This is a genomic window from Streptomyces sp. NPDC051051 (assembly GCF_040682975.1).
Classification (GTDB): domain Bacteria; phylum Actinomycetota; class Actinomycetes; order Streptomycetales; family Streptomycetaceae; genus Streptomyces.
In genome coordinates this window covers 35,593-51,524 of record NZ_JBFBCB010000028.1, presented here as the reverse complement: position 1 = coordinate 51,524, position 15,932 = coordinate 35,593, and the positions used below count along the sequence as shown (strand labels likewise).

Below are 15,932 nucleotides of genomic sequence, written 5' to 3'. Positions count from 1 at the left end.
CATCCACCCCGTACGCGGCCGGGGCGTCGCCCACGCCATCACCCCGAAGCCCCCTCGACCGAAAGGAATCACGAACCTCCCCCTTTGGGGAGCGCTTGCGTTCGTCCGGCACAACAGGGTTCCCCGGCGCGCCACGACGCGTCCGGGCACACGGTCGTCAGTCGTTCAGCAGCTCCTCGATCTCCTTCATCTGGTCCTCGCCCAGCGGCCCGTGCGTCATGGCTGCCGCGTTCTCCTGTGCCTGGGCCACCGAGCGGAAGCCGGGGATCGGCAGACTGTGCGGGCTGCGGGCCCACAGCCAGGCCAGTGCGCCCTGGGCCAGTGTGCGTCCACCGCTGGTCAGCACCTCCCGGACGGCCGCCACCCGCTCCGCCCAGGCGGGAGCGGGCACTCCGCCCTCGTCGTACCACGTGAGCCAGGCCGGGGGCACCGCGCGGATGTCGCCGGCGTCGACGGGTCCGCCGCCCTTCTGCGTCCTTCTGGCCAGCAGTCCCATCGCGAGGGGACTGCGGTTGATGCTCGTGAGGTCCCGGTCGGCGCAGAGCGCGAACATCTCCGGCGCGTCCTGCAGCACGTTGGCCGCGTGCTGGACGGCGACGCAGTGCGGGCCGTCGGCGAACAGCGCGGCTCTCCGCGGGTCGTCCGTGCTCCACGCGTAGCCGCGTATCAGCCCCTCCCCCACCAGCTCCTCGCAGGCGTCCCGCAGTTCGAGGGCCCGGTCGAGGGGTGCGTCGGACAGGTGGAGCTGGTACAGGTCCACGCGGTCGGTGCCGAGACGCTCCAGGGAGGCGGTGAGCGCCCGGCGGACGTAGTGGGGCGAGTCGTCGGCGCCCGTGAGGGTCCGGGTGCGCTCGTCGAAGGTGTTGCCCCACTTGGTCGCGATGACGACCTCGTCCCGTCGTCCCCGCAGAGCTCGTCCGAGGACACGTTCGCTGTGGCCGGCGCCGTAGGTGTCGGCCGTGTCGAAGAAGGTGATGCCGAGGTCCAGTGCCCGGTGCACCGCGGCGACGGACTCGTCGTCGTCGACCCTTCCCCACCCGAGCGGATTGCCGTCGGGGTCCTGCCACTCACCGCCGATCGCCCAGCACCCGAATCCCAGTGCTCCGACCTCGATGTCGCTGTGTCCCAGTTTTCTGTGCTGCAAGGCGTTCATACGAGGGGACCTTAGGGGTCCGGCGACGGCTGCGCACAAGAGCATGATCACCCCCGGTGATCGCACAGAACCTTTCCGGTCACTTCTCGCGTGCCCGATACGGGGTCTCGGCATGCGGCTTTCGCGCCCACATCGGCAACGTTGCCGACATCGTTGTCCACCAAAACGGGCGAAGCCGTGGAAGCGCTCCCACGCTCAACGCGAAGTCGACATGTCGGCGTCGTCCGCGCGACATCCGCCCGACACGGCCGACGGGGGACCGAGATCGGCTGCATGCTTTCGCTGACTGATCGTCAGATGACGATGCTTCTTCACCCGACACCTGACCCCATGTCATCGTTCCGGCGAGACGGCCCGCCAGCGCCGACGGGTGTCCCGCTCCAGCGTTCACCGATCTCTTCGCATGACGCAACGAACGGAATCAGCGTGAAACAGCCTTCTCCCCTCCACGCACCTCCAGCTCTGTCATATGCCGGAGTCTCGTGCCAGAGCGTTCCCGCCGTCGACACGCCGACGCTGCCGGAGCCGGCTCTCCCCGTGTCCCACGGCGCGCCCCACCGCCTCCCCGGCGCCGCACAGACGGAGACGCCGACGTGCTTAACCGCGTAGTGGTCACGGGCAGCAGCGGCATGCTCGGCACCGCGCTGGTGCGGCGGCTGGCCGAGAGCGGCTGCGAGGTCGTGGGAATCGATCTGGCGCACCGCGGCGACTCACCCGCCGCCCGGCTGGTCACGGGCGACATCCGCGACGCCGCCCTGCTGCGGCAGACCGTCAAGGGCGCCGACCTGGTGGTGCACAGCGCCTCGGCCCTCCCCAGCTACCCCCCGGCCCAGATCGACTCCATCGTCGTCGGGGGAACGCGCACGGTGCTCGCCGCGGCGGCGAGCGAGGACGTGCCGCGCGTCGTCCATCTGTCGACGGGGTCCGTGTACGGACTGCCCACCCTGGTACCGACGCCGGAGACACACCCCCGCCGGCCGATCGACCCCTACGGCACGGCGAAGGCCAGGGCCGAGGAGCTGGTGGAGAAGGCCCGCGCCGACGGCATGGTCGTCCCCGTGCTCCGCCCGAAGACGTTCCTGGGGCCGGGACGTCTCGGCATCTTCGCGATGCTCTTCGAGTGGGCCGACGAGGGACACCACTTCCCCGTGCTCGGCGACGGCCGCGTACGCAGCCAGATGCTGGACGTCGAGGACCTCATCGACGTCATCCTGCTGGCCGCCGAGGCCCCCGCGGAGGCGGTCGACACGGAATTCAACGTGGGCTCCGCGGAGTTCGGGACCCTGCGGGAGGACTTCCAGACGGTGCTCGACGCCGCCGGGCACGGCAAGCGTGTCATCGGACTGCCGATGAGACCCGCCGTGGCGACCCTGGAGCTGCTCGCCCGGGCCCGTCTCTCCCCCGTCTACATGCGACTCATCCACAAGCTGCGCATGGACTCCTACATGGACATCACCCGCATGCAGGAGCGGCTGGGCTTCACGCCGCGTCACTCCAACCGCGAGGCCATCCTGCGCAGTTTCGCGTGGTGGCGGTCGCGTTCACGCCGCGGTGGTGCCGGAGCGGGCGGCAGGACCAGCCGCGACGCCTGGGGGCAGGGAGCGCTCAAACTGGCGAAGGCGGTCTTCTGAACCGTTGTGAGACCGGCTCGAGAGCATTCGCGCACCCCCGCCCCTCACATCGGTCCTGAGGAGAGTCATGCCCGGCGTCAACTCCACGGTGTCCCCACTCCCTTCAATCCCCGCTCCCGCCTCGTCCGCGCCCACCGTCCCCGGCGCACCCGCCGCCACGGCGTCCACCCCCTCCGTCGTCCTCCCGACGCCCGCCGCGCACGGCGCTTCCCCGGTGGCGCGACCGCCCGGGGGCCCCCTGCACCGCGTGCTGCGCGTCCCCCGTGCGCTGCTGCGCCTGTCACGGCCCTACCAGTGGGCGAAGAACCCGGTCGTCATCGCCCTGCCGGCGGTCCTCCTGCACCGGGGTACGGCACAAGCGGCGCTCGCGGTGCTGGCGGCGACGGCCCTGTTCACCCTGGCCTCGATAGCCGTCTACGTGCTCAACGACATCCTCGACCGGGAGCGCGACCGCCTGAACCCGGCCAAGAGCCACCGCCCGCTGGCCTCCGGCGAGTTGTCCCCGGGTGCGGCCTGGAGCTACCTGGCCATGGTCTGCGCCGCCCTCGCGGCGGGCGTCGCCCTGGCCTCCCTGGAACGGGCCTGGCCGGTGCTGGTGTACCTGGCGCTCAACCTCGCCTACAGCTACCGGCTGAAGCACGTGTCACTCGTCGACGCCTTCGTGGTCGCCGTGGGCTTCGTCCTGCGCGCCGTCCAGGGCTACCTGGCGCTGGACGCCCGGCCGTCGTCCTGGTTGCTGCTGACCGTGTTGACCGGCTGTCTGCTGCTCGCACTCGGCAAGCGCCGCAGGGAACTCCTCGACGTCGGCGGGGAGCACCGGCCCGCCCTCGCCGGGTACTCGGTGCAGTTCATCGACTACCTCACCCTGGTCAGCGCCACCTTGTCCGCGGTGACCCTCGGGATCTACCTGACGGCCGCTCCCGACGAGAGCCCCGAAGCCACGGTTCTCGTCTTCCTGACGCTGGGCACCTCGGTGTTCGCCGTCTTCCGCTATCTGCAGTTGCTGCTCGTGGGCGACGGCGGCGCCGACCCGGTGCGCACGCTGTTCCGGGACCGGTTGATGGTCGGCTGCGGACTGGTGTGGACCGGCGCCTTCATGTTGCTCTCCTGAGGCCCGCACGACGCCCTGCGGGCGCGCCGCTCCCCGCCTCCACGCCCGCCGGCGCCACAGCCTCCGCCGCTCCTCCCTCCCCCTCGTATCCGCTGTTCCTGCGTGTCCCGCTGCCCTCCCGGCCGCGCCCCGCCGGTCGCGAGGCCCCTTCGTGACCGGCGGGAAGAACGCGGGCCGGGTGCGCGGCGGCGGCACGGGCCGTAGGGCACCGGGACACGGCGGACCGGCGACCGGCGACCGGCGACACGAACCGAAGAGTCAAGAAAGTAAGGACCCCATGGAAGAACCACTGGTCTCCCTGATCATCCCCAACTACAACTACGGGCGCTCCCTGGGCTTGTGCATCCAGTCCGCCAAGGACCAGGACTACCCGAACCTGGAGATCATCGTCGTCGACGACTGCAGCACGGACGGCTCCGAGGAGATAGCGCAGTCCCACGGTGTGACCGTGGTGAGCACCGGCACCAACAGCGGCGTCGCCGTCGCCCGCAACACCGGGGCCGCCCGGGCCCGCGGCAGCATCCTCTTCTTCCTCGACTCGGACGTGGCGCTGAGCGCCGGTGCCGTCCGCGCCGCCGTCGACCTGCTGCGGGACAACCCGGGGATCGGCGCGGTGTGCGGCATGTACGAGCCCGAGCCGCTGATCCGGGACAGCCTCGTCGAGGAGTGCCGCTGCCTCCAGGCGTACTACTGGAGGACCAGTTCCGAGGGCACGGTCAGCTTCCTGATCTCCGCCATGTGCGCCATGCGCGTGGAGGTCTTCGAGGAGATCGGCCCGTTCAACCCCAGGCTGCGGCAGACCGAGGAGGTAGATTACGGGCAGCGGCTCAGCCAGCGCTACGACCTGCTGCTCACCCCGGCCGTCCGGGGCGCGCACGACGACGATCACGAGATGTGGCCGCTGGTGCGGAAGATCTTCACCCGGGGGCGGCTGCGTGTCCCGCTCTACGCCCGGCGCAAGCGGTTCGCCAAGGGTTTCGAGACGGCTTCCCGTTCCTGGGCGAGCCTCGCCTCCGCGCTGGCGGTGGTGTCGCTGGCGGCTCCGGTCGTGCTGGGCCCGGCCGGGTGGGCGCTGCCGGCCCTGCTGTTCGGCGCCGCCATCGGTCTCGACTTCGGCATGTACCGTTTCGTCGCCGCGCGGCGCGGACTGCTGTTCATGCCCGCCTTCGTCGGCGTGCAGCTGACCTTCAACCTCACCGTCGTGGCGGGAGTGGCCTTCGGCACGGCGCACTGGCTGCTCTCCTCGTCGTTCCGCAGGCTGTACGACCGCGACCAGGCGGTCCCGTCCGCTGCGGCCGCCCTGTGACCGTCTTCCACGGGCCGGCTCCCGGGGGCACCGTCCTCGAGGAGCCCGGTCCGGACAACGGAGAACGGGCCCGTACGAGCCGTCCCGGGCAGGGCCGTGCGGTCCGCTTCCTGGTGACCCTGGCCGTGCTGTGGGTCTGTTACACGGTGCTGCAGCGTCTGATCAGCGGCCGGTGGTGGGTGATGCTGGCACCCGATCTCCTGCCGCCCGTGACCTTCCTGCTGGTGCCGGTGCTGCTGACCGCGGCAGCCGGTGTCCTGGCGCTGCGGCGGAACGGGCGGCGCGGGCGGGGAGCCGGCGTCGCGGTCGCGAGCGGAGCCGAGGAGGGTTCCGACACGTCGGGCAGCGTGGTCCCGGCGAGCGCCGGCACACCGGCCTCCGGTTCCGTCACGGGTTCGGGACTCCGCGGGCGTACGGCGCCGGGGCGCCGCCCGCGCGGTACGGCCCTGCTCCTGGTGTGCTGCCTGGCGCTCGTCTCGGCCGTGGTGAGCTGGCCCCGCAACGGGATACGGCTGTCCGCGCTGACCCACCAGGGCTCGTCGGCCACCGGTGACCTGCGCGTCGTCTCCTGGAACACCACCTGGTGGGGCCAGGACGTCGACACCGACCGGTTCTGGGCGACCCTGCGGGCCCAGCGGGCGGATGTCTACCTGCTGCAGGAGTACGTGCACGGGATCGACTACCGGCAGGAGAACCTGAGGCCGGTCGACGACCTGGCGCGCATCGGCCGTGAGTTCCCCGGTTATCACGTCGTCTCCCGGGGTGAGCTGATCACGCTGTCCCGCTTCCCCGTGACCGGATACGAGCTGGTGGGTCCGGGCGGCGCGATCGCCGACCGGCCCGACGCACCGTGGCTGGAGGTCTACCGCGCGGTGAAGACGCTCCGCGTCGACATCCGGGTGAACGGCCGACCCCTGTCCCTGTACAACGTCCACATCCCCGTGCAGATCGATCCCGGACCGCACCTCGTCTCCCCTTCGTTCTTCGGCATGTTGCGGGAGCGGCAGCGGACCCGGACGGCGCAGTTCGAAGGGCTCGAGGCGGAACTGCGCGAGCAGCGCCGACGTGGTGCCGCCGCCGTGGTCGCGGGGGACTTCAACAGCAGCCCCGTGATGGGGGAGATGGACGAACTGCGCGCCACCCTGCGCGACGCGGCGGACAGCGGCGGTGGTCTGTACCCCCGTACCTGGAACGAACTCGTCCCGGTTCTCGGCCTGTGGCGGCTCGACTGGGCGTTCTCCACCGGAGCGGTCACCGTGGACGGTTACCGCCTCGACGACATGAACAGCTTGTCCGATCACCGAGCGCAGATCCTGGAGGTGTCCCTGTGACCGGCACCGACCCCGCGACGGCGGCCGTTCCCGGTGACGGCGGCGGCGATCCCGGCGACGCGCCTCCCCGGGTGTCCGTGGTCATCCCCAACTACAACTACGCGGGGACGCTGGAACTGTGCCTGGCCTCCCTGCGCCGGCAGACCCTCCAGCCGTTCGAGATCATCGTGTCGGACGACGCGAGCACCGACGACTCCGTCGCTGTCGCGGAGCGCTTCGGCTGCCGTGTCCTGCGCGCCGACACCAACGGCGGTGTCTCCACCGCGCGCAACGCCGGTGCCGCCGCCGCGCGGGGCGACATCCTGTTCTTCCTCGACTCCGACCAGGCCCTGTCCCCCGACTCGCTGGAGAACGCCGTACGGCTGCTGCGGGCGGACCCCGGACTCGGCTGTGTGCACGGCATCATCGACCCCGTACCCCTCGTGGACCACGGGCCGGTCGAGTGGTACCGCACCCTGCACGCCCATCACTGGCGCCTCAAGGGAGTGGGTCCGACCCCCACCGCGTTCTTCGCCGCGGCGGCCGTACCCCGCCGGGTCTTCGAGGAGATCGGCCCCTTCCATCCCGCGCTGCGCGACAGCGAGGACGTGGAGTACAGCGAACGGCTCTCCGCCCGTTACCGCATCCTGCTCACCGACCAGGTGGTCGCCGCCCACGACGAGGAGCACCGGCTCGGTCCCATGCTGCGCGAGCAGTTCCGGCGGGCCCAGTACCTGCTCCCCTTCGCCGCCGCCCACCGCCGCCGCCCCGGAGCGCTGCGGGCGAACAGCATGGCGGGGGTGGCGGCGGCCACGTTCACCGTCGCCACCGTGCCGGCCGCGGTCTTCGCCGCGCCCTTCGGGGTGCTTCCCGTCCTCGGGATCCTGGCGTTCGCCTGCGCCGATCCGTCCCTGCTGCGCTTCGTGCGGCGCCGGCGGGGGCTCGGTTTCCTGCCGCTGTTCATCGGGCTGCACCTACTGGTCAACCTGCAGATCGCGCTCGGCGCCGGCACGGGCTGGCTGCGCAGCAGGTTCGACCCCGGCTTCGGCGGGGTCGCCGACGGTCCGTCCCACGGCACGGACCTCCCCGCCGGGTCCGACGCGGGCTCGGGCGTCGGCAGGCCCGACGCGATCGAAGGACGAACGGGATGACCGAAACCGTGCACGACACCGGGGGCGCGCCCGTCATCCACCCGGGACGGACAGGAGTGCCCCTTCCCGGACAGTCTCGCGGAACGCCCGGGGAAGCCCCCGGGGAGCCGGACTCCGGACATCCCGAGGTACCGGCCGTCCCGGCTCGGGAGCCCGGTATCCAGGCCGACGCGCGCGCACAGGCCGTGCGGGAACGAGCCCAGCCGCCGACCGGCGGTGTGCCGGAAGGCCCCGGGGGAACGCCGGCGGGCAGGCGCGGCTGGACCGCGCTGCTCCGGCCCCTCCTGGCGGCGGCGCTGATCGCCGGCGCCGGGTACGGGATGTGGCGGGCCCTCGGGGGCAGCGGTGATGTCGTCCGGGAGCTGCTCGCCCGTGACGGCGCCGCCCCCTGGCTGGTCGGCTCGGCAGTGGTCAACCTGGCGGGGCTGGCCCTGAGCATGGCCTCCTGGCGCAGCACGGTCACCGGTCTGGGGAGCCCGCTGTCCTGGGGTCCCACGTGCCAGATCTTCGGTGCGACCGTCCTCGGGAAGTACCTGCCCGGCCCTTTCTGGAGCGCCTTGGCCGGAGTGCATCTCGGGCGCCGCCACGGAGTCACCGCACAGCGCATGGTCACGGCCTACGTCCTCAACTCCGTGGTGGTGCTGCTGACCGCCGCGGTGGTGGGGACGCTGGCGGCACCGCGCGTGATGGGCGACGGTGCCTGGTGGTTGCTGCCGGTGGCCCTCGCCCTGGCGGTACTGCTGCGGAGGCCGGGCGTCATCGTACGGGCGGCCGGCCGGGCGGCCCGGCTGCTGCGCCGCCCCGCACCGGACCTGCACGTCGCGGACGGCGACCTGCGCCGTGCGGTCGTCTGGGAAGTGCTGTCCTGGCTCGTCGGCGGCGCGCACCTGTGGATGATCGCGGTGGTGCTCGGGGCGTCCTCGACGGGTTCCCTCGCCCTGTGCGTGGGAGGGTTCGCCCTGGCCGCGGCGGCGGGGGCGGCCGCCCTGGTGGTGCCCGGTGGTGCGGGCGTGCGTGAGGTCGTTCTGATGGTGGTCCTGACGGCCGACCTGCCCTGGGCGCAGGCCGGAGCGGCGGCCCTGGCCAGCCGTGTGTGCTGCACGGTCACGGAGATCGTCGGCGCGGGTGCGGCGCTGCTGGCCGTCCGGTGGGCCCGGCGCGGCCACGACCGGGCCACGTCCGAGGTCACCGAGGAGGTGCCCCGTGTCGCATGACACGCGTCCCGCGGCCCTGCGCGCCCTGGGCTCCCAGGTGGCGTGGAGCATCGTCCGCCGCGCCGAGGCGCTGCGCACCGGGAAGGCGGGCCACGGCGGGAGGGAGCCCCTCCTCGCGCGCGGCCCGGTGTTCCGCGTGCCGCACGGCGACGCGGTCGCCGGACCGGTCCCCGGCAGGGGTGGGGGAACGGCCGTCGGCGCCGGTGAGCCGTCCGACGTGGCGACGCCCGTCGCTCTCACCGTCGACGACGGTCCCGACCCCACGTGGACACCGGCCCTGCTCGACGTACTCGCCGCCCATGCGGTGGAGGCCACGTTCTTCGTGGTCGGCGAGCGTGCCCGGGAACACCCCGGGCTGCTGCGACGTCTCCTGGCTGCCGGCCATCACCTGGGCAACCACTCGTACTCGCACTTCCAGCCGTTCGCCGCACTGCCGGCGGCGGCCGTCGCCCGGGAGTTGCACGAGACCCAGCGGGTGGTGACCGGCGAGACCGGCGTCAGACCCGCTCTGTTCAGGGCTCCGGCCGGAGGCTGGTCGCGTCGTGTGCTGGCGGCCGCACGCGACCACGGTCTGACGCCCGTGGACTGGACGGTCGATCCCAAGGACTGGCGGGAGCCCCCCGCGGACCGTATCGCCGAGCGGGTCGCGCGGGCCCGCCCGGGCGACATCGTCCTCTGCCACGACGGCGGCGGCGACCGCTCCCGCACCGTGAAGGCGCTGGACCTGGCACTCACCCGGCTGCGCGAACGGGGCACCCTGTTCACCGCACTGTGACGTCCCGGCCCGGAGGAGAGCCACGAGCGGTGCCCGCCGGCCCGCAGCAGGCGGGAGGGGCGGGCACCGCTTCACGGTGTTCGAACGGCTCGTTCAGCCGACCCGCTTCCACTCCTGGCACCGGTTCGTCTTGAAGTACTCCCCCTTGTCGAGGGTCACCCGCCCCGGTCCCTCCAGGTTGTTGTTGGCGATGATCGAGCCGAACTCGCCGCTGGCGTCCTTGGCCCGCTCCCAGTAGCAGCCGAACGCGCCCTCGGAACCGGCCGTCTTGTACGTCCCCGGCTTGACGTCCTCGCCGACGAGGTACTCGCCCTCGCCCGAGAAGGTGGTCGCGGGACCGGCCGGCTCGGTCTTCTTCGGCCGGGCGGTGACCGTCTCGGTGACCGTGGGGGCGGGGGCCGCCTCACCCTTCGCGGTCCGGGTGACGGTGACGGTCGGGCGGGGCCCGGCCTTCGCGTCGGTGGTGGCGTCGGCCGCCGACTCACCGCCGCCGCCGGCCCCGATCCCGACGCCGACGAACAGGGCGACGGCGGCGGTGGCCCCGTACGTGATCCGCTGCTTGCGGCGGGCCGCGAGCGCGACGGAGGCCGACGGGACCGGCGGCATCGGGCCCCAGCCGGGCTGCGGGGCGAGGGGAGCAGGCGGCGGGGTGGGGCCGGGCTGCGGGGTGGGGTTCGGGGTGGTCATGGAGTACTCCGTTCGGTGTCGCCCGGGCTGACCCGCGGTGCGGGCGGGGGCGGTGAGCGAGTGGGTCGGTGCCGGCCTGTGGTGCGGAGCCGCCCGTCGGAGGGGCACGGAAGGCGCCCGCCGCGGTACGGCCCGGCGTGCCGGAACGGCACGACGTCGGGGCACGACGTCGGGGCACACCCCCGGCAGCGGACCTGCCGGACGACCGCTTCCCTTCGGAAGCATCCACAGATAAGCATGACACTGAAAGCATCGTCAAACATGCCGACAGATTTGACGGGTGCTATAGGTTGTTGACGTTCCCATCCGCACGCCAGAGAGCCAGGACTCCCCTCATGCCCCAGCCATCCGCCCAGGTGACCGCCGCCGAGATCTCCCGCATCGCGGGAGTCACGCGCGCCACGGTCAGCAACTGGCGCCGTCGGCATGACGACTTCCCGGCGCCGTCCGGCGGCACGGACAGCAGTCCGCTGTACGACCTGGAGTCGGTGCGCTCGTGGCTCGCCTCGCGCGGCCACATGTCGGCGGCGAGCCCGTCGGAGGAACTGCGCACGACGCTGCGCCTGCACGCGCAGGGCGGTGGAGGCACGTCGGGCTTCCTGCTCCTCGTCCTCGCGGCGGCGGGCCTGTCACCGGAGGAGCTGACGGCCGCCGCGCAGTCGCCGGACGCGGACCTCGTCTCCCGCGCCGGGCGCGATGTGGCCACCGCGGCCGACGCCGTGCCGGCCGCGGACGCCGTCCGTTTCGAGGCGGACGACGCGGCGGTGCTGCGCGCGCTGTACACGTGCGTACGCGACGAGGGCGGGCAGGCCGCGCTGGGCGTGCTCGCGGAGCGGGAGTTGGAGGACAGCGCCGCCTCCGGTGCGTACCGGACCCCCGCGCAGCTCGCGGACCTCATCGCGCACCTGGTCCCCGGCTCCCCGGCCCGCGTCCTCGACCCGGCCTGCGGCAGCGGCACCCTCCTGGCGGCCGCCGCCCGGCGGGGCGCACGCGAGCTGTACGGCCAGGACACGCTCCCCGTGCAGGCCCGGCGCAGCGCCGTCAGCCTGATGCTGACGGCACCGGAGGCCGCGGTCACCGTGCGCGCCGCCGACAGCCTGCGCGCGGACGCCTTCCCCGGCCTGGTCGCCGACGCGGTGCTGTGCAACCCGCCGTTCGGCGTCCGCGACTGGGGCCACGACGAGCTGGCGTACGACCCGCGCTGGGCGTACGGCGTCCCGCCGCGCGCGGAATCGGAGCTGGCGTGGGTGCAGCACGCGCTCGCCCACCTGGCTCCCGGCGGTCACGCGGCCCTGATCCTGCCGCCGGCCGTGGCGGGCCGTGCGTCGGGCCGCCGCGTACGGGCGGAGCTGGTACGGAACGGAGCCTTGCGCGCGGTGATCGCCCTGCCGGTCGGCGCGTCGGTGCCGCTGCACGTCGGTCTCCAGGTCTGGGTGCTGCAACGGCCCGAGCCGGGCGGCCCGGAGCGCAAGTCGGTGCTGTTCGTGGACGCGGCGGAAACGCCGACGGGCCCGGGAGGCGGCGGTACGGCCGGAGCCGGCCGCACGCGGGGCGGGGCGAGCCGGTCCGCTTCCCTGGACTGGGCCGCGATCACGGCACGGGTCCTGGGGGCGTGGCGGGCGTTCGCGGAGAGCCCGGACACGTTCGAGGGCGAACCCGGTGTCGCGCACGCGGTCGGGGTGGTGGACCTCCTGGACGACGTGGTGGACCTGACCCCGGCGCGTCTCGTACGGGCGTCACGTTCCGAGGTCGATCCGGCGCAACTGACGGCGGAGGTCGACGCGACGCGACGCGACCTCGCCGAGGCCGCGAAGTCTCTCGCACGGGCGGCCGGTCACGAGGAGTGGAGGAGCGCGGGCGCCGCGGTACGCGAGTGGCGGACGGCGACGGCGGCCGACCTCTCGCGCGGCGGGGCGCTCACCCTGCTGCGGACGGTGCCGGAGGGCGCGCGGGGCACACGCGCGGAGGGCGGCGACGGCGAGGGGGACGGCGGGACCGAGGCCGCCCGCGCGGTCCTCACCGGCTCCGACATCGCGTGCGGGTCGGGCCCCACGGGCGACCCGGCGGAGCTGCGCGGCGCGGTGGCGCCGCCGGTCGCCGTCGGAGACGTCCTCGTGCGGGCGGTCGCGGGCGGGGACGGCCCGATGACGCGGGTCGCCGGCGAGGAGGACGCCGGCGCGCTGCTCGGCCCGCACGTCCACCTCTTCCGGCCGGACCCGGCCCGCCTGGACCCCTGGTTCCTCGCCGGGTTCCTGGGCGCGGAGGAGAACATCGCGGGCGCGTCGACCGGCAGCACGGTCCTCACCGTCAGTCCGGGCCGGTTGCGCGTACCCCTGCTGCCGCTGGAGGAGCAGCGGCGGTACGGGGAGGCGTTCCGGCACGTGCACGAACTGCGGGCCGAGGCCCGGCGGGCGACGCGGCTGGCGGAGGAGACGGCACGGCTGCTGGCGGGCGGGCTGACCGGGGGGCAACTGCTTCCGGAGCGGGACGGGGCGCCACGGACACCGGGGGGCGGTCCGTCCTCGTGACTTCCGTGGCTTCCGCGCCGGGGGGGGTCGATGCCTCCGTCCCGCAATCCCCGCCCCCGGCCCCCACCGCGTCCACTACCGTGTCTCAGGCGCGCATCGCCGCTGATCAGACGCTCGCCATGATCGCCCACCGGCCTCCAGCACCGCGTCCGCCCGCTCGATGAACTCCGGCCCCGGGATGCGCCGCCCCAGCCCCACCGACGCGACCATGTCCTCGCCGTACCCGAGCTTCGCGCCCAGCTCCGCCCGCGTCAGCCCCCGGCTCGCCCGCGGCAACTGCAACTGCCGCCCGAAACACCGCAGGATGCCCCTCTCACCCTCACTGCCGCCCTGAGCCGTCACCGGTGACCTCACCCCGTCCGCCGTGCAGAGGCACCCGCCCCGCGTCCCGCCGCAGGCACCCCACCGTCACTCACACCTCACTCCAGGGACACGGACCGTGACTTTCGCGCCACTCGGCGCCGCTCCCCCCGTACCGCGTACCAGCACCCGCCCTCTCCACGCACAGCCCCCGCCTGTACACCAGCGCCCCCGTCTCCCGAGGCGGCGCCGATCGCGTGACGAGACGTTAGAGTTGCGCCTCCAGGGGAGGGCGTCGAGCGGCTGTTGTGCCGCTCGCCGAAGCAACGCGCGGAGACGGCAGCCGGGGCCCGCGCCCCGCAGCTCGGCCGGCCGGCCGCGGAACAGTCTGGGGGAACCGCCGTGACAGACGCGCCGACGCACGCTGCCGACACCGGTACGGACGAAGCCGGTGACGCCGCCGACCGGAAGGTCGTCGAACAGGAGCAGGCCGAGATCAAGGACTTCGTCAAGGGCCTGAGCGCGGACGACATCAAGTCGGGCAACTGGTTCACGAAGCTCGCCGCTCACGCCATGAACGCGTACACCGAGAAGGTCGACTGGCAGTACTTCCAGGACCGGTACGCGGGTGTGCCCGCGGACGTCATCGTGGATCAGCGGATCAAGATGGCGTCCCGGTACGCCGCGCTCGAAGGCGGGCTCTCGGCCGGGGCCTACACGGCGACCGTCGCCGCCACCATCGGGAGCCTCGGGGGTGCCTCACCGGTGACCGTCCCCGCGGCCGTGGCAACGATGATGGTCGACGTCGCGTTCCTCACCCAGCTCCAGCTTCGCCTGGCCTACGACGTCTCCGTGCTCTACCGGGTCCCGCTCGACGTGCACGACCCCGAGGACTTGTGGAAGCTCATCCGCGTGGCCTTCACGATCAAGAGCGGGGAAGCGGCCAACAAGACCGTGGTCAAAGCGGTCCCGGCCCTGGTGCGACCGTTGGTCAAGCGCTTCTACTCCGGATCGGCACTCACTGCAGGGAAGGCGCTCCCCGTCGTCGGGAAGCACCTCCTTCAGCGCAACATCATCAAGATCGGCATCCCCTTGGTCGGCGTCCCCCTCGCCGTCCTGCTGAACCGCTACACGACTCTGCTCGCCGGCCGGCACGCTCGGGCCGTCTTCCGGAACGAGGCGCGGGTGATCGAACTCGCCGAGGGGATGAGCAGGAACAGCCGGCACCCGCAGTTGATGCTGTGGGTCGCATGGCTCGTCATCGGAACGAACCCCAAGATCGCGGACGACGAGGCGCTGCTGATGCGGCATCTGGTGAGGCTGGTCCGGGAGCGGCACGAGGTGGTCGACGAACAGCTCGCGCACGTCATCGCCATCGACCCGGCCGAGGTGTGGAAGCGCGTGGACGCCGAGCCGGGCGATCTCGGCGACGTCCTCGACGCGGCCGAGCGCGTGGCCACCGTGGACGGTGACGTCAACTCCCGTGAGAAGGCGGTCCTCGCGGAGCTTCGTGAGCGGTGCCGCCGGGGCTGACCTCGTCGTGCGGCAGCACTCTCGTGCCGCTCCCCCGCCGCGGTCCGGCGTCCGTGTACAGCGCGCGGCCGTACAGGTGTCGCTCCTGGTGACACGCCCGGCCCGGCCGCGACGCCGGCCGCATGCACACGCCGCTTCCCCCTCCCCTCGGAGCCGCGAGGACCAGTGAGTTCGCCATGTCGTTCACGTCGGCCCCGCGGCGGGCGCCGGCCCGCCGTCGCCCCTCTCCCGGACGCCGACGCCGAATCCGGCCGCAGGCTGCTCCTCGTCACCGCCCTGGTCGACGACTGGGGCGTCACGGACCGCCGTGGCGGATACGCTGAGCCACACTCGACAAGGACACCGGCCGATTCGAGGACGCCAAGGAGGAGCTCAAGCGAGGGCTCGGCCTGCCGGTGCTCCGGGAGAGCGACGGCCCCGCGGTCGCCCGCGAGGCGCTGAAGCACCGGCTGATCCCCTCCCCGCGCGGCGGCAACCGCTCGTACGCGGACTTCGTCGGGGGCTTCACGGGCTGGAGCTGACCTCTGGTCCACCTCCCCGGTCCACCGGCGCGGGGAAGCCCGCGGGCCGGATCAGACGCCGGACAGGACTGTCGCCACCGACCGGAACCATGCTCCGTAGGAAAACGGCTCCGGCGGACCGACCTCCATGCCGAGTTCGGCGGCCGCCAAGGCGTAGTCGCCCTCGTCCAGGGGGAGGGCGAGCAGCTCGTGGAGTTCGCCCACGAGGCGTGCGACCAGGTAGGGGTCGGTGGTGGTGGCGTAGTCGGCGACGGCGGCGTCGTGGTCGGGGAACTCGTCGACGATGTCCTGCGAGAACCAGCCGCCGAGCAGCTGCGCGGTCTCCGGGAAACGCGCGTGCCACTCCCAGTGCGTCTGCGGGGACGACGATTCGGGGACGTCGCCCTCCTCGACGCTCCTCTTCAGGTGATCGGCCAGCACCACCAGCCAGTCACCGATCTCGGACTCTGCCGTCCCGGTGTCCGGGATCGCGTAGAACTCACCCAGCTTCTGCCGGACGCGACCGGGAGGGTTGCGGCTGTACTCGCGCAGCTGGCGCTCCGCCTCCGCGACGGCCCAGGGGCGGGTGTGCCAGGTGTGACGGAGGTACGCCTCCAGCGCGCGGCTGCGCCGCTCCGGGGTGTCGTCGGCCGGCTGCCCCAGGTACGCGCGCATCACCTGGTCCAGCTCGCCGTACCGGCGGTCGTGTTCGAGGGGCTTCATGAACATGTGC

14 protein-coding genes are annotated in these 15,932 nt (G+C 73.0%); 10 read left to right on the top strand and 4 right to left on the bottom strand.

All coding sequences use genetic code 11. The features are described 5' to 3' along the window. Nucleotides 1-157 precede the first annotated feature (157 nt). Complete coding sequence (locus tag AB0N31_RS21660) at nt 158-1,153, bottom strand: aldo/keto reductase (RefSeq protein ID WP_366060009.1); 996 nt, start codon at nt 1,151-1,153, stop codon at nt 158-160. 593 nt (nt 1,154-1,746) lie between these two features. On the opposite strand from AB0N31_RS21660, the gene AB0N31_RS21655 reads away from it, so the two are divergent. The 7 genes from AB0N31_RS21655 (at nt 1,747) to AB0N31_RS21625 (ending at nt 9,651) form a co-directional block, all read left to right on the top strand. Continuing rightward, nucleotides 1,747-2,784 carry an NAD-dependent epimerase/dehydratase family protein gene (locus AB0N31_RS21655; protein WP_366060008.1) on the top strand — a complete coding sequence of 346 codons (1,038 nt, stop codon included), beginning with the start codon at nt 1,747-1,749 and terminating at the stop codon, nt 2,782-2,784. 67 nt (nt 2,785-2,851) lie between these two features. Further along, nucleotides 2,852-3,895 (top strand): UbiA family prenyltransferase, encoded by a 1,044-nt coding sequence (locus AB0N31_RS21650; RefSeq protein ID WP_366060007.1) that lies wholly within the window; start codon nt 2,852-2,854, stop codon nt 3,893-3,895. A 277-nt stretch (nt 3,896-4,172) separates the two neighbouring features. Beyond that, nucleotides 4,173-5,201, top strand: a complete 1,029-nt coding sequence (locus AB0N31_RS21645; protein ID WP_366060006.1) for a glycosyltransferase — start codon at nt 4,173-4,175, stop codon at nt 5,199-5,201. After that, complete coding sequence (locus AB0N31_RS21640) at nt 5,198-6,532, top strand: endonuclease/exonuclease/phosphatase family protein (protein WP_366060005.1); 1,335 nt, start codon at nt 5,198-5,200, stop codon at nt 6,530-6,532. The genes AB0N31_RS21645 and AB0N31_RS21640 overlap by 4 nt, the downstream gene beginning before the upstream one ends. After that, complete coding sequence (locus AB0N31_RS21635; RefSeq protein ID WP_366060004.1) at nt 6,529-7,662, top strand: glycosyltransferase; 1,134 nt, start codon at nt 6,529-6,531, stop codon at nt 7,660-7,662. The genes AB0N31_RS21640 and AB0N31_RS21635 overlap by 4 nt, the downstream gene beginning before the upstream one ends. Before the next feature lie 185 nt (nt 7,663-7,847). Beyond that, nucleotides 7,848-8,876 (top strand): lysylphosphatidylglycerol synthase domain-containing protein, encoded by a 1,029-nt coding sequence (locus AB0N31_RS21630; protein WP_366060003.1) that lies wholly within the window; start codon nt 7,848-7,850, stop codon nt 8,874-8,876. Further along, nucleotides 8,866-9,651, top strand: a complete 786-nt coding sequence (locus tag AB0N31_RS21625) for a polysaccharide deacetylase family protein (RefSeq protein WP_366060002.1) — start codon at nt 8,866-8,868, stop codon at nt 9,649-9,651. The genes AB0N31_RS21630 and AB0N31_RS21625 overlap by 11 nt, the downstream gene beginning before the upstream one ends. A gap of 93 nt (nt 9,652-9,744) precedes the next feature. Here AB0N31_RS21625 and AB0N31_RS21620 read toward each other — a convergent pair whose 3' ends face one another. After that, a complete protein-coding gene (locus AB0N31_RS21620; RefSeq protein WP_366060001.1) occupies nt 9,745-10,338 on the bottom strand; it encodes a hypothetical protein in 594 nt (197 codons plus the stop codon). Between the two features lie 335 nt (nt 10,339-10,673). On the opposite strand from AB0N31_RS21620, the gene AB0N31_RS21615 reads away from it, so the two are divergent. Then, a complete protein-coding gene (locus tag AB0N31_RS21615; RefSeq protein ID WP_366060000.1) occupies nt 10,674-12,866 on the top strand; it encodes an N-6 DNA methylase in 2,193 nt (730 codons plus the stop codon). A gap of 75 nt (nt 12,867-12,941) precedes the next feature. On the opposite strand, the gene AB0N31_RS21610 is transcribed toward AB0N31_RS21615, so the two are convergent. Then, nucleotides 12,942-13,208, bottom strand: a complete 267-nt coding sequence (locus tag AB0N31_RS21610; protein ID WP_366059999.1) for a helix-turn-helix transcriptional regulator — start codon at nt 13,206-13,208, stop codon at nt 12,942-12,944. A gap of 360 nt (nt 13,209-13,568) precedes the next feature. Here AB0N31_RS21610 and AB0N31_RS21605 point away from each other — a divergent pair, with 360 nt between their 5' ends. Together AB0N31_RS21605 and AB0N31_RS21600 are read left to right on the top strand one after the other, a co-directional pair. After that, a complete protein-coding gene (locus AB0N31_RS21605) occupies nt 13,569-14,699 on the top strand; it encodes a hypothetical protein (protein WP_366059998.1) in 1,131 nt (376 codons plus the stop codon). Between the two features lie 395 nt (nt 14,700-15,094). Beyond that, on the top strand, nt 15,095-15,220 hold the full coding sequence (locus tag AB0N31_RS21600; protein ID WP_366059997.1) for a hypothetical protein: 126 nt from the start codon (nt 15,095-15,097) through the stop codon (nt 15,218-15,220). Between the two features lie 51 nt (nt 15,221-15,271). Here AB0N31_RS21600 and AB0N31_RS21595 read toward each other — a convergent pair whose 3' ends face one another. Continuing rightward, nucleotides 15,272-15,928, bottom strand: coding sequence for a contact-dependent growth inhibition system immunity protein (locus tag AB0N31_RS21595; RefSeq protein ID WP_366059996.1), 657 nt, complete (start codon nt 15,926-15,928; stop codon nt 15,272-15,274). Nucleotides 15,929-15,932 lie beyond the last annotated feature (4 nt).

What these genes read in the sequence shown, in the direction of transcription:
- AB0N31_RS21595 (WP_366059996.1), bottom strand. Translation starts at nt 15,928, where the DNA reads ATGTTCATGAAGCCCCTCGAACACGACCGCCGGTACGGCGAGCTGGAC.
- AB0N31_RS21620 (WP_366060001.1), bottom strand. Translation starts at nt 10,338, where the DNA reads ATGACCACCCCGAACCCCACCCCGCAGCCCGGCCCCACCCCGCCGCCT.
- AB0N31_RS21660 (WP_366060009.1), bottom strand. Translation starts at nt 1,153, where the DNA reads ATGAACGCCTTGCAGCACAGAAAACTGGGACACAGCGACATCGAGGTC.
- AB0N31_RS21645 (WP_366060006.1), top strand. Translation starts at nt 4,173, where the DNA reads ATGGAAGAACCACTGGTCTCCCTGATCATCCCCAACTACAACTACGGG.
- AB0N31_RS21650 (WP_366060007.1), top strand. Translation starts at nt 2,852, where the DNA reads ATGCCCGGCGTCAACTCCACGGTGTCCCCACTCCCTTCAATCCCCGCT.
- AB0N31_RS21615 (WP_366060000.1), top strand. Translation starts at nt 10,674, where the DNA reads ATGCCCCAGCCATCCGCCCAGGTGACCGCCGCCGAGATCTCCCGCATC.